Origin of the sequence: Microbacterium lacticum, assembly GCF_006716815.1 — a bacterium.
GTDB classification, from domain to species: domain Bacteria; phylum Actinomycetota; class Actinomycetes; order Actinomycetales; family Microbacteriaceae; genus Microbacterium; species Microbacterium lacticum.
The window spans coordinates 357,538-376,255 of sequence record NZ_VFPS01000003.1 but is presented as its reverse complement, the minus strand read 5'-3'; the positions used below and the strand labels follow the sequence as shown (position 1 = coordinate 376,255).

Here is an 18,718-nt window from a genome sequence, read left to right as displayed (position 1 = left end):
AAGCCGCAGCCCCCTGCTCACAGCTCCTTGAGCATGCGGGTGTTGCCGAGCGTGTTCGGCTTGACGTGCGCGAGGTCGAGGAACTCCGCGACGCCCTCGTCGGGGCTGCGCAGCAGCTGCGAGTACACGTCGGGGTCGACGATGTGCTCGCCGATCGGCGCGAACCCGCGTCGCGTGAAGAAGTCGACCTCGAACGTCAGGCAGAACAGGCGCGAGAGTCCGAGCTCGCGGGCGTTGAGCTGCAGCCGGTCGACGATCGCGCCGCCGACGCCGTGGTGCAGCCAGGCATCCGCGACGATGAGCGTGCGGATCTCACCCAGGTCCTCCCACATCACGTGCAGCGCGCCGCACCCGACGAGGATGCCGTCGACCTCCGCGACGACGAACTCCTGCACCGCCTCGTAGACGGTGACGACGTCTTTGCCGAGCAGGATCCGGCGCTCCACCCACGGCTGCAGCAGGGCGAGGATGCCACGCACATCCGACGTGCGGGCGGGACGGACGGTGACGGCGGACACGACCCCACTGTATTGCCGATCGGATGCGCCGCACCGGCATCCACGCCCCCTACGCTGGTCACCTGGGGATGCTGGCCGCCGGCGCCCGCGAAACCGGTGCGACGGGAGGTGACCGACGTGAGTGTGCTGCGCGACTATGCCGCGACCGTGTCGCAGCCGACGCTGCCCCTCGCCGGAGCGGGCGAGCCGGCGCGCTACGACGAGGTCGTCGAGACCGACGGGTCGTTCCGGCCGGGCTGGAAGGCGCTCGCCGCGCACGCGCTCGCGCTGAGCGCCGACGATCTGCACCGCGTCGACGGCGAGATCGTGCGCTTCCTCGCCGACGACGGCGTCTCCTACGCCCGGCCCGACGCGGGTGCCCAGCCGTGGCAGCTCGACCCCGTGCCGCTCGTGCTCGACGCGGCGGCCTGGGCACCCCTCGAGGTCGCGCTCGCGCAGCGCGCCGAACTGCTCAACGCGATCCTCGTCGACCTGTACGGCGAGCGCCGTCTGCTGCGCGAGGGGATCGTGCCGGCGGCGGTTGTCGTCGGTCACTCCGGGTACCTGCGCCCGCTCGCCCGTCGCAGCGCCGTCGATCCGCAGCCGCTGCTGCTGTCGGCGGTCGATCTCGGGCGCGACGCCGACGGCGAATGGCACGCCCTCGCCGACCGCGTGCAGGCGCCGTCGGGGCTGGGCTTCGCCGCCGAGAACCGGCGCGTGATCTCGCAGGTCATGCCCGACCTCTTCCAGGAGAGCAGCCTCCACCACCTCGACCCGTACTTCGCGGCACTGCGCGCGGCGCTGCTCTCGTCGACGCTCGGCTCGGTCGATGACGCCCGCGTCGTGATCCTCTCCCCCGGCACCCTCAGCGAGACCGCGTTCGACCAGGCGTTCCTCGCCAACGCGCTCGGGTTGCCGCTCGTGCAGGGCAGCGACCTCGTCGTACGCGACGGGTTCGTGTGGATGAAGCCCGCCGGCTGGCCCGCGCGGCGGCCGACGGACCGCATCGACGTGATCATCCGCCGCGTGGATGCCGCGTGGTGCGACCCGCTCGAACTGCGCGGCGACTCTCGGCTCGGCGTCGCGGGCCTCACCGAGGCGGTGCGCCGCGGCAGAGTGCGGCTCGTCAACGGACTCGGCGCCGGAGTGCTCGAGAACCCGGCGCTCATGCCCTACCTCGCGGCGGCGTGCGAGGCGCTGCTGGGCGAGCAGCTGCGGCTGCCCTCGGTGCCCACGTGGTGGTGCGGTGACGAGGCATCCCGTGAGCTCGTCCTCGCCCGCCTCGACGCGGGCGACCCTACGCTGATCGTGCGCACGATCGACGAGCCGCGGAAGGTGCTGGAGCACCTCTCTCCGGCAGAGCTCGCCGCGCGCATCCGGGCGACCCCGCACCGCTACGTCGGGCAGGACCACCTGCCGCTGTCGCAGACGCCGGTGTGGTCGCCCGCGCGCCTCGGTCAGGGTGCCGGCCGCGGCGCCGGGGAGAGCGCGACGCCGCGGACCGGGCGGGCCGCCGCGCAGCCGGTGACACTGCGCGCGTTCGCGCTGCGCTACGGCTCGACCTATCGGCCGCTGGTCGGGGGGCTCGCGACCGTGCGCGAGAACGCCGACGCCCTGCCCCGCACGAAGGACGTCTGGGTGCTGAAGGCCTCGGAGGCCGACCCCGACCAGAACCTCGGTGAGACCTCGCCGCTGCCCGCCGGCTCGTCGGCCCGGACGATCCCGCCGCTCGCGCCCCGCGCCCACGCCGACATGTTCTGGACCGGTCGCTACGCCGAACGCACCGAAGACCTGCTGCGGCTGCTGCTGGCCGTCCAGGCCGAGCTCGACCAGCCCGGAGCCTACACCGCCGGCGCGCTCGCCGAGCCGCCGCGCGTGCTGCTCGACGCGCTCGCGCGCCTCGCGGGCATGCGCTCCCTCGACCCGGAGGCCGAGCTCCGCTCGCTGCTGCTCGACGCCGCCCGCCCCGGCTCCGCCGCCCACTCGATCGCGCGGCTGCGCGAGGCGATGGAAGGGGTGCGCGACCAGCTCTCCGGCGACACGTGGCGGGTGTTCGCGAACATCGACCGCGCGACCCGTGCCCTCCGCAGTTCGGCGCACCCGCACCGCACGGCCGAGTCGGGCGGCCGGATGCTGGCCGCGATGCTCTCGCTCTACGGCGTCACGGCGAACATGATCCGCGACACCGGCTGGCACATGATCGAGGCGGGCCGCTACCTCGAGCGCGGACTGCAGCTGTGCGAACTGCTCACCGCCGGTCTCGCCGAGCGGCACGACGCCCGCACGACGCGCGACGTGCTCGAGGCGGTGCTCCTGGCATCCGAGAGCGTCGTCACCTACCGGCGCCGCTACCGCGGGTCGGTGCGCGCCGCCGACGTGCTCGATCTGCTGCTCCTCGACGGCAGCAACCCGCGCTCGCTCACGTTCGCGCTCGCCGAGCTGCGCACCCACCTCGCGGCCATGCCCGCCTCGACCGGCTCGAGTCGCGCCGAGCGGCTGCTCGACCACCTCGACACCGAGGTGGCCGCCCTCGACGTCACCGCGCTCGCCGCGGTCAGCGCGGCTTCCGGCGCGGCTTCCGTCGGCGGCACCGCCCGGCGCGAGGCGCTCGTCGACTACCTCGCGCACGTGACCGAGCAGCTCGAGCGACTCTCCGACGCCGTGCGGCACCTGCACTTCGAGAGCGGTCCGCCCGCGGTGCCGCTGTCGGAGCTCTCGCTCATCGAAGTGATGGAGGCGCGCGCATGACCCGCTACCGGGTGTGGCACCGCACCGCCTACAGCTACGCGAAGCCGGTGCAGGACAGCGTGGGGCAGTTCCACCTGGTGCCGCGCGACCTGCCGTGGCAGCGGCTCGAGGCATCCGATGTGGTCGTCGACCCCATGCCCGGCGACCTCGCCGCCGACCGCGACTACTTCGGCAACTCGTCGACCTACTTCCACCTCACCGACCCGCATTCCGAGCTCACGATCACGGCGTCGAGCGACGTCGTCGTCGACGTGCCCGCCTACGACCCGGACGCGCTGGCGCAGCCGTGGGAGCGCGCGCGCCCGCTCATGCACCCCGAGGTTCCCGGCGCCTGGGCGGCGACCGAGTACGCGCTCGAATCGGCGCGCGCCCGCCACGCGCCCGAGGCGGTCGCCTACGGCGCGCAGTCACTGACGCCCGGCCGCCCGCTCGGAGAGGCGGCGACCGACCTGATGCGGCGCATCTTCCGCGACTTCGACTACGACAAGACCGCGACGACGGTCACGAGCACGGTCGCCGACGCGATGCAGGCCCGCGCGGGGGTGTGCCAGGACTTCGCCCACATCGCTCTCGCCTGCCTGCGCTCGCACGGCGTCGCCGCGCGGTACGTGTCGGGGTACCTCGCGACGCGTCCGGCGCCCGGCAAAGAGCGCGCCTTCGGAGCGGATGCCTCGCACGCGTGGCTGGCCGTGTGGCTGCCGCCGGTCGGGGAGGGCGGTGTCGACGGGGGTTCCCGGGGCGCTGAGGGATCAGGCGCTGAGGGGTCGGGCGGTGGGGGGTCGGGCGGTGCCGGCGGTGAGGGCTTGGCCGGCGGCCAGTGGCTCGCGATCGACCCGACGAACGACCAGTGGGCCGACGACCGCTACGTCACCGTCGCCTGGGGCCGCGACTACGGCGACGTCTCGCCGGTGAAGGGCATCATCTTCACGAAGGCGAAGCGCTCCACGCTGCGCGTCTCGGTCGACGTCGCACCCCTCGACGACTGAGCGCCGACGACCGACGACGGCGATCCGGCGGATGAACCGCCCCGGCGAACACCCGGCGGATTGTGCGGGCTTTCTATAGGAACGCATAAATGCGCTTGTTAGCGTGGCCGCCATGCCCCCCGCTCCGTCCTCCCGCGCCGCCCGGCGCCAACGCCTCACCCGGCGTCGCCGGGTCGTGGCCGGCGGCGCGTCCACGGTGATCGTGGGGGCGCTGACCGTCGGCGTGTTCGGGTTCATCGGCTCGCTCGACGAGGATCCACGCGGCGCCCGCGCGGCGCCGGCGCCGACCGCACAGAGGCTCGCCGCATCGGATGCGCAGGCGGCCGACGCGCCGACCTTCGACGTCGCCGCCGCGGCCGATGAGGCGATGACGACCCTCGCGGGCTACTCCGACGCGGCCCGCGCCACCGAGGACGCGCTGTACGAGGCATCCGAGGTCCTGCGCGCCACCGCCACCGCCGCGGAGGCCGACGCCGCGCTCGCCGCGACCGCTCAGGCCGCCGACGCGGTGCGCGCCGACGCGGAGGCGTACCGGGCCTCGCTCGTCGAGGCATCCGCCGCCACGAACACCCAGCCGACCGGGGGCGACGTCGCCGCCCAGATGAGCTATCTGCACCAGTACGTCTTCGACTACAACAGCGCGCAGTGGGGCGACTACAACCCGTACGGCGGGGACTGCACGAACTACGCGAGCTAGGTGTACTGACCTCGACCGTTGTTGATTCGGTCGATGGGGGTGCGGCCTCCGATGCCGAGGTGGTGCCTGTCTAGGTTGTAGTAGTCGAGCCAGGTCGTCAACCCTGCTTTTCGGTCGTCGTTCGAGCTCCAGGGGCGGGCGTAGGCCCACTCGGTGGCGAGGGTGCGGTTGAGGCGTTCGACTTTCCCGTTGGTCCAGGGGCAGTGCGGTTTGATGAACCGCTGTCGGATGCCGTGCGCGTCGACCACGGCCTTGAACGCGGCCGAGTGGCGGTAAGCGAACGCGTTGTCGCTGATGACGCGTTCGACTGTGACGCCGAGGCGCGCGTAGAACGCGATCGCCCGCTCGAGCACACCCGCGGCGGTGGTGCCTTTCTCGTCGTCGTGGATCTCCGCGTAAGCAACTCGGGAATGGTCGTCGATGACGGTGTGCACGTAGTCGTAACCCAGGCCCCGCTTGCGCGCAGGACGTTGCCCGCGGCCATGCAGACGCCATCCGCCGCCGTCGGGGATACGGCCGAGTTTCTTCACATCAACGTGGATCAGGGACCCGGGATGATCATGCTCGTAACGCTGCGCGGATCGGCGGGTCGCGCGGATCACGGACCCCGTGACCGGGTCCAGCTCCCGCAGCAACGGCACGTGGTGGCGGCGCAACACCCTACCGACCGTTGAGGCCTGCAAGCCGAGCTTGTCAGCGATGAACACCGGCCCACGCCGAGTGAGGTGCCGCATGATCCGCACCCTCGCCTCCACGCACGCTTTGGTCTGGCGAGGGTGGGAGCGGGCGACGCTGGAACGATCGATCAGGCCCGCCGGGCCGCACTCCCGGAACCTGCGCCACCACCGCCACGCGGTCGTGCGGGAGATCCCCATTTCCGCGGCAACATGCGCGACCGCACGCCCCGACTGGATGCGCTGAACCATGATCAACCGGCCGGCCGGAGTCAGCCGGGCATTAGCGTGAGACAAGAGAGACCTCCGTGCGTTTGAGCTGAAGAACTTAGACAGCTCCAACTCGACCCCGGAGGTCTCTCCTACGTCAACAACGATCTGGGTCAGTACAGCTAGGGCCTGATCGCCCGCGGCTGGCAGCCCGACGACACGTGGTACTCCGACGGGGAGATGTGGACGGCGTCGGAGGCGTGGATCGGCACCGTGCAGATGAGCGAGTACTTCGACGCGCTCGGCCTCAGCTACTCGACCGAGGCCGACCTCGACCGGGTGCGCGTCGGCGACATCGGCCTGTTCAGCTGGGGGGAGCTCGACACCCAGATGGACCACACCATGACCGTCTCGAAGGTCGAGTACGTGCCGGGCGGGCCCCCGAAAGTGTCGTTCATCAGCCACAACGAAGACGGCGAGTACCGCGACCTCACCACCGTGCTCCACGTCGAGCACACCGACTCCCAGGTCTGGATCTACCACATCCCCTGACCCCGGCCTCGGCCGCGGCCACGCCCCCAGCCGCGCCGTACGCCCGCGCGCGCGTACCGTTTGCAGGATCAGACCACACCAACCGGCCGCCCGACCCGCGGAATCCCGGGGATCCATCTCCGTGCCGACCTCGTCGATCCTGCAAACGGTACGCCCCCACCCGCACAACCACCCCCGCACCCGCCCGCCCGCGCACGAAGAAGGGGGTCGGATGCCGAGGCATCCGACCCCCTTCGGGTCAGCAGAGCGGGTCAGCCGCCGGCGACGATGTCGGGCGTCGCCTCGATCGCGGGCGTCGCCGCACCGACACCGACCGCGACCTTCTCGCCGCGCGGGCCGTGCTCGAAGGCGAACTTGCCGTCTTCGACGTCGACCTTCACGTGGTCGCCAGGGGTCAGCTCGCCGTGCAGGATCCGCTCCGAGAGCTGATCCTCGACCTCGCGCTGCATCGCGCGGCGCAGGGGCCGTGCGCCGAGCGTCGGGTCGAAGCCGATCTCGATGAGCTTGTCCTTCGCGGCATCCGTCAGCTCCACCGTCATGTCACGGTCGAGCAGACGCTCGCTGAGACGCTTGGTGAACAGGCCGACGATCTGCCGGAGCTCTTCCTTGTTCAGCTGCGGGAAGACGATCACGTCGTCGACGCGGTTGAGGAACTCGGGCTTGAAGTGCCGCTTGAGCTCTTCGTCGACCTTGCCCTTCATCCGCTCGTACGTCGTCTGCGCGTTGCCCTCGACCTGGAACCCGACCGGGCCGCCGGCGATCGCCTGCGAACCGAGGTTGGTCGTCATGATGATGACGGTGTTCTTGAAGTCGACGACGCGGCCCTGACCGTCGGTCAGGCGACCCTCTTCGAGGATCTGCAGCAGCGAGTTGAAGATGTCGGGGTGGGCCTTCTCGATCTCGTCGAACAGCACGACCGAGAACGGCTTGCGGCGCACCTTCTCGGTGAGCTGGCCACCCTCTTCGAAGCCGACGAACCCGGGAGGGGCACCGAACAGTCGCGAGACCGTGTGCTTCTCCCCGAACTCGCTCATGTCGAGCGAGATCAGCGCGCCCTCGTCGTCGAAGAGGAACTCGGCGAGCGCCTTGGCGAGCTCGGTCTTTCCGACGCCGGTGGGGCCGGCGAAGATGAACGAGCCCGAGGGACGCTTCGGGTCCTTGAGGCCGGCGCGCTGGCGACGGATCGTGCGGGAGAGCGCCGCGATGGCCTCCTCCTGCCCGATGACGCGTTGGTGCAGCGCCTTCTCCATGAAGACGAGACGGCTGGTCTCCTCCTCGGTGAGCTTGAAGACGGGGATGCCGGTGGCCTGCGCGAGCACCTCGGCGATCAGACCCTCGTCGACCACCGCGTGGCTGGCGACGTCGCCCGAACGCCACTGCTTCTCGAGGCGCAGCCGCTCGGCGAGCAGCGACTTCTCCTCGTCGCGCAGCGACGCGGCCTTCTCGAAGTCCTGCTCCTCGGAGGCCATCTCCTTGTCCTCGCGGACGTTGGCGATCTTCTCGTCGAACTCGCGGAGCTCCGGCGGCGACGACAGGATCGACAGGCGCAGGCGGGCGCCGGCCTCGTCGATCAGGTCGATGGCCTTGTCGGGGAGGAAGCGGTCGCTGATGTAGCGGTCGGCGAGATTCGCCGCCGCGACGATCGCGCCGTCGGTGATCTGCACCTTGTGATGCGCCTCGTAGCGGTCGCGCAGGCCCTTCAGGATGTTGATCGCGTGGGGCAGGCTCGGCTCGGCCACCTGGATCGGCTGGAACCGGCGCTCGAGCGCGGCATCCTTCTCGAAGTGCTTGCGGTACTCGTCGAGGGTCGTGGCACCGATCGTCTGGAGCTCGCCGCGGGCGAGGAGGGGCTTCAGAATGGATGCCGCGTCGATGGCGCCTTCGGCGGCGCCCGCACCCACGAGGGTGTGGATCTCGTCGATGAAGACGATGATGTCGCCGCGCGTGCGGATCTCCTTGGTGACCTTCTTCAGGCGCTCCTCGAAGTCACCGCGGTAGCGGGAACCGGCGATCAGCGAGCCGAGGTCGAGCGAGTAGACCTGCTTGTCCTTCAGCGTCTCGGGGACGTCGTTCTTCACGATCGCCTGCGCGAGGCCCTCGACGACGGCGGTCTTGCCGACGCCGGGCTCGCCGATGAGGACGGGGTTGTTCTTCGAGCGGCGCGACAGGATCTGCATCACGCGCTCGATCTCCTTCTCGCGCCCGATGACGGGGTCGAGCTTGTTGTCGCGCGCGGCCTGCGTGAGGTTGCGGCCGAACTGGTCGAGCACCGCCGAGCCGCCCTGCGCGGACTGCTGGTTCTGCTCGCCGGCGCCGGTCGCGACGCCCGCGGGCTCCTTGCCCTGGTAGCCCGAGAGCAGCTGGATGACCTGCTGGCGCACCTTGTTGAGGTCGGCGCCGAGCTTGACGAGCACCTGCGCGGCGACGCCCTCGCCCTCGCGGATGAGGCCGAGCAGGATGTGCTCGGTGCCGATGTAGTTGTGGCCCAGCTGCAGCGCTTCACGCAACGACAGCTCGAGCACCTTCTTCGCGCGCGGCGTGAAGGGGATGTGGCCGGTCGGCTGCTGCTGCCCCTGGCCGATGATGTCCTGAACCTGCTCGCGCACGGCGTCGAGCGAGATGCCCAGGCTCTCGAGCGCCTTGGCGGCGACGCCCTCGCCCTCGTGGATGAGACCGAGCAGGATGTGCTCGGTGCCGATGTAGTTGTGGTTGAGCATCTTCGCCTCTTCTTGGGCGAGGACGACCACACGACGGGCACGGTCCGTGAATCTCTCGAACATGTCTGGCTCCTCCGGGTGCCCAGTCTTCTGGCACCTACGTAGAGGCTAACGAGCGGTGGATGCCGGTATGCCCGTGTTCGCCACGGGCGGATGCCCCGGCATCCACTCTGCGCCAGCCGCGCCTCGCCGCGCTTCGGCGCGCTCGCGCTACAGGAATCGGCATCCGTGCCAGGAGATTCCTGTAGCGGATGCCGATTGCTGTCGCGCCGACCGCAGCGCGCGGCGCGCTGAACCCAGCGCGCGGATCAGCCGCCGATGACCGAGACCTCGACCGGCGTCGCGAACTGCGCGTCGCCGCCAGAGAGGGTGAGCGTGGTGCCATCGTCGTCGACACCGAGGCCCGCAACCGAGACGAGCGTGGCGCGGGGCGCCATGTCCATCGTGCACGGGCGGTCGCCGAGGTCGGCGAAGGTCACCGCGACGTGCTTGGCGTCGGATGCCTCGACGGTCTCGACCTGCGGGGCGCAGCTCGACGAGCCCCAGGTGAGCACGGCGATCAGGTCGTCGTCGATCCAGCCGGCCGACGGCGCGTAGTCGGTCTCACCGCCCGCGGCGAGCCCGGCGACGCCGTCGATGTCGGTGTCGCCCCGGCTGCCGTGCGCATCGGTCACGACGAGGTCGAGGTCCTTCGAGGGGTCGACGCCCTCGGGCACGCCGACGAGCGTCACCCGCGGCGCATAGTCGGCGGTGCACGCCTTGGCGCCGTCGCCCGCCCCGTCGTCGATGGTGACCGCGAGCGCGCCGTCGGGCTGCACCGTGGCATCCGTCGCGGTGGGCACACAGCCCGACGATCCCCACGTGACGAGCGCGATCTGGCGGCCGCCGTCGAGCCACCCGGCCTCGACCTCGAGCTCGGAGCCGGTCGGCGACGCCGACCCGTCGGACGCGTCGGAGCCCGCCCCTGCCCCGGCGGTGCCGGAGGCACATCCGGCAAACAGCAGCACCCCCGCGCCGAGCAGTGCCAGAAGCGAGAGAGAACGGGGTGCGGGGTTCATGGTGTCATCCTCGCGTGGTCGGCTGAACGGATGCCGGAAACGGCATGCAGCGCGCGAGGCGTGCGCCTCGGCATCCACCCTTACAGTGTCGGGCCGCGGCGGATCGTCTCACGATTCACTGCAGAGCGGAGGTGAGCCGGGCGAGGTTGTCGAGCACGGTCGAGCGGAGCGGCTGCTTCATCCACTCGTCGAGGGTGAGCTCGCGGCTCGACGCGCGGTACTGGTCTTCGACGGCGCGCAGCTGGCGTACGTATTCCTCGCCCCGTACGAGCAACGAGATCTCCAGGTTGAGACCGAACGAGCGCATGTCCATGTTGCTCGACCCGATGACGGCGACCTCGTCGTCGACCGACATCGACTTGGAGTGCAGGATGTACGGCTTCTTGTACATGTAGATCTTCACGCCGCCGCGCAGGAGAGCCTCGTAGTAGCTGCGCTGCGCGTGGTAGACCATCGCCTGGTCGCCCTCTTCGGAGACGAACAGCTCCACGTGCACCCCGCGCTGGCAGGCGGTCTGGATCGCGAGGAGCAGCCCCTCGTCGGGCACGAAGTACGGCGAGACGATGATGATCTTGTCCTGCGCCGCGAACAGCAGCGACATGAACAGCTTGAGGTTGTTCTGGAACTCGAACCCGGGGCCCGACGGGATGACCTGGCAGTCGAGATCACCGCTGCCGGTGCGCACATCGAACAGCTCGATGTCGTCGATGATCTCGTCGGTCTCGCTGTACCAGTCGGAGAGGAAGACGGCGTTGATGGATGCCACGACGGGCCCGTCGACGCGGGTCATCATGTCGACCCAGTGCAGGCCCCGCCTGATGTTCTTCTTCAGGTTGTAGGTGGAGTCGGTGACGTTCTGCGAGCCGGTGAAGCCGACCTTGCCGTCGACGACGAGGAGCTTGCGGTGGTTGCGCAGGTCGGGGCGGGTGTACGCGCCACGGAAGGGCTGCACGGGGAGCATCAGGTGCCAGTCGGCGCCCATCGCCTCCAGGCGGCGGAGGGTCTGCTTGTAGTACGGCTTGCCCCGGTTCGCCCAGTGGTCGAGCAGCACGCGCACCTTGACGCCGCGCGCCGAGACCTCCTCCATCGCCGCGAAGAAGCCCTCGGTCGTGGCATCCGCCTGCAGGATGTAGAACTCGACGTGCACGTACTCCTGCGCCTGCCGGATGGCCTCGGCCATCGTGTCGAGCGACTCCTCGTAGCCGGAGATCAGGATCGCGCCGTTGTCGCCCGAGATCGGCATGGCGCCGAGGTTGCGGTTCAGGCGCACGAGCGAGCGGAACCAGTCGGGCGCGTTCGGGCGGAGGGTGCCGAGGTTGAGGCCGCGGCTCATCTGCCGGATGCTCTCGTTGATGACCTCTTGCTTGCGCCGGCGCTTGCGCGGCAGGCGCGGGTTGCCGATGAGCAGAAACAGCAGCACGCCGACGATCGGAATGAAGTAGATCGCCAGCAGCCAGGCCATCGCCGCGGTGGGGCGACGGTTTCGCGGCACGAAGATGATCGCCAGGATGCGCACGGTGGTATCGAGCACGAAGACGAAGATCACCCAGACGAGTGCCCAGCCGGTCTGATCCACGCGCTCTCCTTGCCCCCGATGGTCTGCTCAGCGTATCGGGCGAGTGTTCACGCGGGGAGTCGGCCGGGCTTCACCCGGCGCGTCGGTCGCGCTCAGGCGGCCCGGCTCAGGCGGCCCGGTGATCGGATCCTGCGGGCGGGAGGCCGCGCTTGGCGCGCTCCTCCTCTTCGATCCGCGCGTAGGCGCGGCGCTCGCTCCGGTCCATGCGCAGAATCGATCGGAGCACGAAGGCGAACAGCCCCAGCACCACGACGGTGGGCAGCAGCGACCAGACGACGGCGGCCCAATACGAATCCATGGCTCCATCGTACGGAAGTTATCCACAGGCGTCGATTCGGCCTCCACAATCGGGTCTTCGCCGCTCCCACCCGCCCCCGCGAGCGAGCACGCTCGAGCGCATGTCCGTTACCGTGAAAGCCGCCGATGCGGCGCAGTTCCTGTCTCTCGTCCCCCGGCTCCTCGGCTTCACGCCGACGCGGAGCCTCGTTCTCGTGCCGATGGCGCGCGGCCGAAGTCTCGGCGCGATGCGCCTCGACCTGCCGCCCGACGACCTCGTCGACACCCTCGCCTCGCGCGCGATCGGCATGATCTGCCGCATCGCCGACGCCGAGGCCGTCATCGCCGTCATCTACACCGACGAGGCGATCGGCAGCGGACCCGGCGCGGCGTTCGGACTCCCGTCGGAGACGGGATTCCGCCTCCCGGGCCGCGCCCTGATCGACGCGCTCGACGCGCACGCGGATGCCTGTGGCATCCACGTCATCGATGCGCTGACCGTGGCGACCGACGGGTGGGGCGGGCACGACGACCCCGATCTGCCGCCGGGCGGGCATCCGCTCGACGGGCTGCGCGTGCACGCGGCCGACGCGGCGTCGCTCGATGAGGCGGGGGTGGATGCCTCGCCGCACGGCGATCAGGCGTCGGGGGCGACGCTGCCGCCGGTCGACGCGCAGATGAGAGAGGCGGTGGCGCAGGGCATGGGCGCGCTGTCGGCGGCGCTCGAGGCGATCTGCGGCATCCCGTCGGTGTCGGAGAGCACGCGCGGCTCGTCGCGCGAGACGAAGGGGACGGGCAGGGCGAAAGCGGAGAACAGCCCCCGCATCGACCCGGCGGCGCTCGAGGCGGCGTGCGAGCTCGACGACCTGCCGACGCTGTACGAGGACGCGTTGACGTGGCATCCGTCGGACGCGCCGATGCGCACGGCGATGCTCGGATGGTGCCTGGCCCGTCCGTCGCTGCGGGATGTCGCGCTCGTGCAGTGGGCGACCGACGTCGCCGGCGGCGACCTGGCGATGGAGGCGCAGCGCCGGTGGGAGGACGGTGCCGAGTACCCCGCCGATCTCGCCTCGGTGATGTGGGGCGAGGGTCCGCGGCCCGACGCCGAGCGCCTCGAGCGCGCCCTGGCCCTCGTGCGGGAGGTCGCGGCGCTCGTGCCGAAGACGCAGCGACCGGGCCCGCTCGCGCTGTGCGCGTGGATCTCGTGGGCGCTCGGCCGCTCGTCGCACGCCGACCGCTACGCGGCGATGGCACTCGCGATCGATCGCCGGCACGGGCTGGCCGACATCGTGCGCTCGTTCGTGCGGGCGGGACATCTGCCCGAGTGGGCGTTCCGGCTGCGGTGATCCGGGGCGCGGAGCGGCGCGTGGCGGGCCGCGCGGCTGCGGCGCGGCGCCGACCGGCGCGGGTCAGTGGACGAGTGCGAGCAGCACCGCGACGGCGAGGAAGAGCGAGCCGAACACCCGGTCGATGATGCGCTGCCCGCGCGGGGTGCGCGTGAACCGGCGCAAGCCCTGCGCCGCGAGCGCGAAGAAGCCCCACATCACGGCGATGTCCACGGCTACCGCGGTGGCGGTGACGGTCGCGTACTGCGGCAGCAGCGGATCGGCGGGCCGGATGAACTGCGGGAGGAAGGCCAGGAAGAACACGATCGCCTTCGGGTTCAGCAGATTCACCCACAGCCCGCGCCGGAACATCGACCAGCGCGTCTCGACGGGCGCGGCAACGGGCGCGGCGCCGGTCGGTTCCGCGCGACGCGCGTCCGCGTGAGGAGCGAGCACCCCCGTTGACACCGCCCCCGGCGAGACCGCCCCCGGCGAGACCGCACCCACCGAGACCGCACCCACCGAGGCATCCGTCACCTCATCGCTCGCAGACCAGGCCTCGGCGCCCTCCGCCTGAGGCGACGGGCGCTGCACGAGCAGCCGCAGCCCGAGGTAGGCGAGGTAGGCCGCGCCGGCGTAGCGGATCACGTTGAACAGCACGGGAGAGGAGGCCACGAGCACGCCGACGCCGAGCGCGACGATCGCGATGTGCACGATCAGGGCCGCGTGCTGGCCGAGGATGCCCCAGATGGCGCGCCGGAATCCATGGTTCAGCGCGTTGCCCATCGTGTTGATGGCCCCGGCACCCGGGGTGAAGCTGATCACGATGCACGCGACGAGCAGCGTGAGCCAGAGCGAGGCCGCCATCGCGCGCGGGCGCTACTTGACGAGCGGGAAGAGGATCGTCTCGCGGATGCCGAGACCCGTGAGGGCCATCAGCAGCCGGTCGATGCCCATGCCCATGCCCCCGGTGGGCGGCATGCCATGCTCGAGGGCGCGCAGGAACTCCTCGTCGACGCGCATCGCCTCGTCGTCGCCGCGCGCGGCGAGCTTCGCCTGCTCGACGAACCGCTCGCGCTGGATGACGGGGTCGACGAGCTCGGAGTATCCGGTCGCCAGCTCGAAGCCGCGGACGTACAGGTCCCACTTCTCCACGACGCCCGGGATCGTGCGGTGCTCACGCACGAGCGGTGAGGTGTCGAGCGGGAAGTCCATCACGAACGTCGGACGCTCGAGCGAGCCCTTGACGAAGTGCTCCCACAGCTCCTCGACGTACTTGCCGTGCGTCGCGACCTTCTCGGGCACCTCGACGCCGACCTCCGCGGCGAGCGCGCGCAGCACGTCGAGCGGGGTCTCGGGGGTGATCGTGCGGCCGGATGCCTCGGACAGCGAGCCGTACATCGAGAGGCGCTCCCACTGCCCGCCGAGGTCGAACTCGGTGCCGTCGGCCCAGGTCACGGTGGTGGAGCCGGCAACCGCGACGGCGGCGTTCTGGATGAGCTCCTGCGTGAGGTCGGCGATGCCGTTGTAATCGCTGTAGGCCTGGTAGGCCTCGAGCATCGCGAACTCGGGGCTGTGGGTCGAGTCGGCGCCCTCGTTGCGGAAGTTGCGGTTGATCTCGAACACGCGGTCGATGCCGCCCACGACGGCGCGCTTGAGGAAGAGCTCGGGGGCGATCCGCAGGTAGAGATCGGCGTCGAACGCGTTGGAGCGGGTGACGAACGGCCGTGCCGCGGCGCCGCCGTGCTGGATCTGCAGCATCGGCGTCTCGACCTCGAGGAAGCCGTGCTCGTCGAACGTGCGACGCAGCGAGGCGTTCGCCTTCGCCCGCGCGATGACGCTGTCGCGCGCCTGGTCGCGGACGATCAGGTCGAGGAAGCGCGAGCGCACCCGGCCCTCCTCGGAGAGCTCGGTGTGCAGGTTCGGCAGCGGCAGAAGCGCCTTCGAGGCGATCGCCCAGTCCGACACCATGATCGACAGCTCGCCGCGGCGGCTCGAGATCACCTGACCGGTGACAGAGACGTGGTCGCCGAGGTCGACGAGCTCCTTCCACGCCTGCAGCGACTCCTCGCCCACCTCGGCGAGCGAGACCATCGCCTGGATGCGCGAGCCGTCGCCCGACTGCAGCGACGCGAAGCACAGCTTGCCGGTGTTGCGACTGAAGACCACCCGTCCGGCGACCGACGCGGTCACGCCGGTCTCGTCGCCCGCTTCGAGCTCGGCGAACCGGGCGCGCAGCGCCGGGATCGTGTCGGTGACGGGCACGGCGACGGGATAGGCGCCGCCCGCGGCATCCACCCGCTCGGCGATCAGCCGATCACGCTTGCCGAGCCGCACCGCCTTCTGCTCGTGAACGTCGTCGTCGGCGGGGACGTCGCTGGGCGCGGATGCGGGCGCATCGGTCATGGGTGGGGCTCCTCGAAAGTCGCCTCCGATCCTACCGGGGCCGCCTCGCGAGGTCGGCCCGCCCGACGTGTCCGCGGCAGTGCACTACTCAGCCCCGAAGCCAGCTCCGCAGGACATCACCGGCCGTGCGCATGACGGCGAGCGCTTCGTCGCGCGCGGGAGCACCCGAAGGCCAGTTGACGAGCACGGCATACGCGACGCGGCCCGTCGGCGACATCACCAGGCCGGTATCCGCTCGCACCGTCCGCCGCGGCGCGGCCGCGCGGTGGCGTGTCGCGGGCCCGCTCGACGGCCGCATACGAGAGCGAGGCGAGGAAGAACCCCCGTTCGAGCGACTCCTGGCCACGTGTGGCGGCCTGGGCCGCGTCGACCCCGCCACGAGTGTCCACAAGTCGGCGGGATGCGGCGCACCGCCGCCGCGGCTACGGCAGGTCGTCGTCGGCGGGGGCGCCGTCGCCCGCCTCGACGAGGGCGCGCTCGGCCGTCGAGTGCACGAGCGGCGCGAGGTAGCGACCGGGGGCGGGAACCCCGGCATCCTCGAGCAGACGCGCCGCCTGCCGGACGATGGATGCCGAGAACTCGGTCGCCGTCGCGATCGCCTCGCCGTAGGCGGCACGGTCTTCCTCGGCGACGACGACGGGCTCGCAGCCGAGCTCGACGGCGAGCGCCTGCGCGATGGGCAGCACGGCGGCCGGCGCGGTGACGGCGGCGAACGCCTCGCGCAGCTGCCGGAGGTCGATCGTCGTACCGGTGAACGCGATGGCCGGGTGCACGGCGAGCGGAATGGCGCCGCGGGATGCCGCGGGCGCGAGCACCCCCGCGCCGTGCGCCGGATCTGTGTGCAGCACGAGCTGCCCGGGCTGCCACGCGCCGACCTCGGCGAGACCGGCGACGACTGCGGCGAGCTCGGCGCCCGGCACGGCGACGATCACGAGTTCGCTCCGCCGTGCCACCTCGTCGGCGGGCAGCACCGGCACTCCCGGCAGGATCGCCTCGACGCGATCGGGATCGGAGCTCGCGGTGATGCCCGTCAGCGCGTGCCCCGCCCCGGCCAGCGCCGCCCCGATCACGGGACCGACCCGGCCCGCGCCGATGATCCCGACGCCGAGTCTGCTCGCCTGATTCACCGCTCCTCCTCCCGGGCTTGCACGCCGCCCGCCTGCATCTGGTCGCCCTGGATGAGGCGATCTTCCGCCGCATCCACGAAGGCGGCCGCCTCGTCCCACCGGTGCGACCGGTCGGAGGCGGCCTCGGCGATCGCCGCCGCCTCGACCTGCTGCCACGCGAGGAGCGCGTCGTCGCGGTCGATGATGCCGATCGCGCCCGACACCTGCCCGAGCACGGTGTGGCCGGTGAGGTTCGCGACGCGCAGCGCGCGATCGACCGGACCCTGCGAGATGCGCACCGACTGCAGGCGGGCGAGCGGCAGGATGATCAGCGCCCGCCGCAGCACGCCCCGCCGCAGCAGCAGCGCGCCGCGCGCGAGCAGCAGGCCGTTGCGGCGCCACGACAGCGGGCGCAGCCACCAGGCGCGGCGCGGCGTGGTCGTGTACGGGTCGCGTGCGCCGGCGTCGACATCGCCCGACGCACCGTCGACACCGCCGGGGGCGACGTCGGCATCGCCCCGCACCCCGTCGCGACCCGACTCCCCCGACTCCCCCGCCCGCCCCGTGCCCTGCATCCCGTCGGCGATGAGCGCGGCGGCCTCGTCGTGGGTCAGGTCGGGGAGGAACAGGCGCAGCACGCGCTCCACGTCGTCGGTGCTGCCCACCGGCAGCACGTCGGCGAACAGCTGCGACTGGGTGTCGCTCGCCGCTCGGCCCGACAGCCGGTTCACGCGGATCGACCACCACCCGAACGGGCGCCAGAGCAGCGGCTGATGCACCTCGAACGCGTGCACGCGCCCCGGCGGCAGCGTCTCGGTGATCGTCGTGAACAACCCGAACGTGATGCGGACCCCCGCCGAAGTCGGCGCGATCGAGTAGCGCAGCGACCGCGTGATCGACCGGAACCAGTACGCGCCGAATCCGATCATCGTCGGCACGAGGGTGAACAGCACCCACGGCGTGCCGACGATCGATCCGACGACCACCGCGGCGATCAGCGCGAGCAGCCAGATCGTCGCCCCCGAGAGCAGGTGCGAGGCGATCAGACGCCCGGTGGGGATGTGCACGACGGATGCCGGTTCGACAGCATCGGCGTCGACGCCGTCGATCAGCCCCGTGATCCCCGCGCTGACGGCGCCCGCTGCCGCGCGCGTGATCGGGACGCCGCGGCGTTCGGCCGTCTGCGCGGCCGCGAGCCTCCGACCCGACGCGAGGCGCAGGATGTCGGCGCGGACGGCTTCGGCATTGGCGGTGGACAGGTACTCGAGCTTGACGTTGGCATCCATGCCCGCCCCGACGACCTCGAGCTTCGCCGCGCCCAGCAGGCGCGCGACCATCGGACGGGTGAGGTTGACGCCCTGCACGCGGTCGAGCGGCGCGCGGCGCTGCGTGCGGAAGAGCACCCCGCTTCTCACCTCGACGTCGTCGCCGGTGATGCGGAAGGTGTGGAAGCGCCACGACAGCCAGAAGATGCCGAGGAGGATCAGCAGCACCCCGAGCACACCGAGCCCGGCCGCGAGCCACAGGTTGTTCTGCCACACGTAGTCGACCGGGTCGCCGCCCTCGTACCGCTCCCACTCGGCGAGGCCGGGCAGCAGCCACACGACGATCCGGTCGCGGAGGTTCGTGATGACGATGCCCATCACGACGATCAGGAAGAGCCCGCCGCGCAGCACCGGAGTGAGCGGATGCAGCCGGTGCCACTGCCCGTCGCTGAGCGGCGAGCGCACTTCGGCGACGGCCGACGGCGCCAGGTGCCCGTCGACGCCCCGCTCGGCGTCGATGTCGAGGTCGCGCCCCGGGCCGAGCCCGTGCCCGAGGTCGGACCCCGGGCCGAGCCCGGGCCCGGGCGCCGGCGCGCCGGAACCCGCCGCCGCGCCCGATGCGGGA

The 18,718-nt window shown here is 71.4% G+C and carries 16 protein-coding genes; 5 read left to right on the top strand and 11 right to left on the bottom strand.

The genetic code is table 11. The features are described 5' to 3' along the window. Positions 1 to 17 precede the first annotated feature (17 nt). The gene (locus FHX68_RS10525; protein WP_141381352.1) at positions 18 to 518 is read right to left on the bottom strand and encodes an amino-acid N-acetyltransferase; all 501 of its coding nucleotides are present in this window, start codon (positions 516 to 518) and stop codon (positions 18 to 20) included. Between the two features lie 117 nt (positions 519 to 635). Between FHX68_RS10525 and FHX68_RS10520 the strand changes: the two genes are divergently transcribed. From FHX68_RS10520 to FHX68_RS10510, 3 genes are all read left to right on the top strand, one after another. Further along, positions 636 to 3,245: a circularly permuted type 2 ATP-grasp protein gene (locus FHX68_RS10520; RefSeq protein WP_141381351.1), complete on the top strand. Its 2,610-nt coding sequence runs from the start codon at positions 636 to 638 to the stop codon at positions 3,243 to 3,245. Beyond that, positions 3,242 to 4,231 (top strand): transglutaminase family protein, encoded by a 990-nt coding sequence (locus FHX68_RS10515; protein ID WP_141381350.1) that lies wholly within the window; start codon positions 3,242 to 3,244, stop codon positions 4,229 to 4,231. Before FHX68_RS10520 ends, FHX68_RS10515 begins: the two co-directional genes overlap by 4 nt. 112 nt (positions 4,232 to 4,343) lie before the next feature. Beyond that, positions 4,344 to 4,928 (top strand): amidase domain-containing protein, encoded by a 585-nt coding sequence (locus FHX68_RS10510; RefSeq protein ID WP_141381349.1) that lies wholly within the window; start codon positions 4,344 to 4,346, stop codon positions 4,926 to 4,928. Here FHX68_RS10510 and FHX68_RS10505 read toward each other — a convergent pair. Next, a complete protein-coding gene (locus tag FHX68_RS10505) occupies positions 4,925 to 5,899 on the bottom strand; it encodes an IS481 family transposase (RefSeq protein ID WP_141920208.1) in 975 nt (324 codons plus the stop codon). The two genes, FHX68_RS10510 and FHX68_RS10505, sit on opposite strands and share 4 nt — an antisense overlap. Before the next feature lie 153 nt (positions 5,900 to 6,052). On the opposite strand from FHX68_RS10505, the gene FHX68_RS10500 reads away from it, so the two are divergent. Next, positions 6,053 to 6,364 (top strand): hypothetical protein, encoded by a 312-nt coding sequence (locus tag FHX68_RS10500; protein WP_141920206.1) that lies wholly within the window; start codon positions 6,053 to 6,055, stop codon positions 6,362 to 6,364. A 251-nt stretch (positions 6,365 to 6,615) separates the two neighbouring features. Here the strand turns inward: FHX68_RS10500 and FHX68_RS10495 are convergent, their stop codons facing one another. The 4 genes from FHX68_RS10495 to FHX68_RS10480 all read right to left on the bottom strand — a co-directional run bounded on the left by FHX68_RS10495 (position 6,616) and on the right by FHX68_RS10480 (position 12,013). Further along, complete coding sequence (locus FHX68_RS10495) at positions 6,616 to 9,144, bottom strand: ATP-dependent Clp protease ATP-binding subunit (RefSeq protein WP_141381026.1); 2,529 nt, start codon at positions 9,142 to 9,144, stop codon at positions 6,616 to 6,618. A 245-nt stretch (positions 9,145 to 9,389) separates the two neighbouring features. Next, positions 9,390 to 10,139 (bottom strand): hypothetical protein, encoded by a 750-nt coding sequence (locus FHX68_RS10490; RefSeq protein WP_141381027.1) that lies wholly within the window; start codon positions 10,137 to 10,139, stop codon positions 9,390 to 9,392. A gap of 115 nt (positions 10,140 to 10,254) precedes the next feature. Next, positions 10,255 to 11,715 carry a cardiolipin synthase gene (cls, locus tag FHX68_RS10485; RefSeq protein ID WP_141381028.1) on the bottom strand — a complete coding sequence of 487 codons (1,461 nt, stop codon included), beginning with the start codon at positions 11,713 to 11,715 and terminating at the stop codon, positions 10,255 to 10,257. 106 nt (positions 11,716 to 11,821) lie between these two features. Further along, entirely contained in the window at positions 11,822 to 12,013 is a 192-nt protein-coding gene (locus tag FHX68_RS10480) for a hypothetical protein (RefSeq protein WP_141381029.1), read from the bottom strand. Between the two features lie 100 nt (positions 12,014 to 12,113). Between FHX68_RS10480 and FHX68_RS10475 the strand changes: the two genes are divergently transcribed. Further along, positions 12,114 to 13,337 (top strand): DUF4192 family protein, encoded by a 1,224-nt coding sequence (locus FHX68_RS10475; protein ID WP_141381030.1) that lies wholly within the window; start codon positions 12,114 to 12,116, stop codon positions 13,335 to 13,337. Between the two features lie 63 nt (positions 13,338 to 13,400). On the opposite strand, the gene FHX68_RS10470 is transcribed toward FHX68_RS10475, so the two are convergent. The 5 genes from FHX68_RS10470 to FHX68_RS10450 all read right to left on the bottom strand — a co-directional run bounded on the left by FHX68_RS10470 (position 13,401) and on the right by FHX68_RS10450 (position 18,558). Next, a complete protein-coding gene (locus FHX68_RS10470; protein WP_141381031.1) occupies positions 13,401 to 14,183 on the bottom strand; it encodes a LysE family transporter in 783 nt (260 codons plus the stop codon). A gap of 12 nt (positions 14,184 to 14,195) precedes the next feature. Continuing rightward, a complete protein-coding gene (gene lysS, locus FHX68_RS10465) occupies positions 14,196 to 15,722 on the bottom strand; it encodes a lysine--tRNA ligase (protein ID WP_141381032.1) in 1,527 nt (508 codons plus the stop codon). Between the two features lie 88 nt (positions 15,723 to 15,810). Then, on the bottom strand, positions 15,811 to 15,939 hold the full coding sequence (locus tag FHX68_RS16165; protein ID WP_255314035.1) for a hypothetical protein: 129 nt from the start codon (positions 15,937 to 15,939) through the stop codon (positions 15,811 to 15,813). 205 nt (positions 15,940 to 16,144) lie between these two features. Next, positions 16,145 to 16,849 carry a Rossmann-like and DUF2520 domain-containing protein gene (locus FHX68_RS10455; protein ID WP_141381033.1) on the bottom strand — a complete coding sequence of 235 codons (705 nt, stop codon included), beginning with the start codon at positions 16,847 to 16,849 and terminating at the stop codon, positions 16,145 to 16,147. Then, positions 16,846 to 18,558, bottom strand: coding sequence for a PH domain-containing protein (locus FHX68_RS10450; protein WP_141381043.1), 1,713 nt, complete (start codon positions 18,556 to 18,558; stop codon positions 16,846 to 16,848). Before FHX68_RS10450 ends, FHX68_RS10455 begins: the two co-directional genes overlap by 4 nt. Between the last annotated feature and the right edge of the window lie 160 nt (positions 18,559 to 18,718).

Bases quoted from the DNA above. Each gene is read 5' to 3' on its own strand.
- FHX68_RS10515 (WP_141381350.1), top strand. From the start codon at position 3,242: ATGACCCGCTACCGGGTGTGGCACCGCACCGCCTACAGCTACGCGAAG.
- FHX68_RS10510 (WP_141381349.1), top strand. From the start codon at position 4,344: ATGCCCCCCGCTCCGTCCTCCCGCGCCGCCCGGCGCCAACGCCTCACC.
- FHX68_RS10500 (WP_141920206.1), top strand. From the start codon at position 6,053: ATGTGGACGGCGTCGGAGGCGTGGATCGGCACCGTGCAGATGAGCGAG.
- FHX68_RS10495 (WP_141381026.1), bottom strand. From the start codon at position 9,144: ATGTTCGAGAGATTCACGGACCGTGCCCGTCGTGTGGTCGTCCTCGCC.
- FHX68_RS10490 (WP_141381027.1), bottom strand. From the start codon at position 10,139: ATGAACCCCGCACCCCGTTCTCTCTCGCTTCTGGCACTGCTCGGCGCG.
- FHX68_RS10480 (WP_141381029.1), bottom strand. From the start codon at position 12,013: ATGGATTCGTATTGGGCCGCCGTCGTCTGGTCGCTGCTGCCCACCGTC.
- FHX68_RS10475 (WP_141381030.1), top strand. From the start codon at position 12,114: ATGTCCGTTACCGTGAAAGCCGCCGATGCGGCGCAGTTCCTGTCTCTC.
- FHX68_RS10470 (WP_141381031.1), bottom strand. From the start codon at position 14,183: ATGGCGGCCTCGCTCTGGCTCACGCTGCTCGTCGCGTGCATCGTGATC.
- lysS (WP_141381032.1), bottom strand. From the start codon at position 15,722: ATGACCGATGCGCCCGCATCCGCGCCCAGCGACGTCCCCGCCGACGAC.
- FHX68_RS16165 (WP_255314035.1), bottom strand. From the start codon at position 15,939: ATGTCGCCGACGGGCCGCGTCGCGTATGCCGTGCTCGTCAACTGGCCT.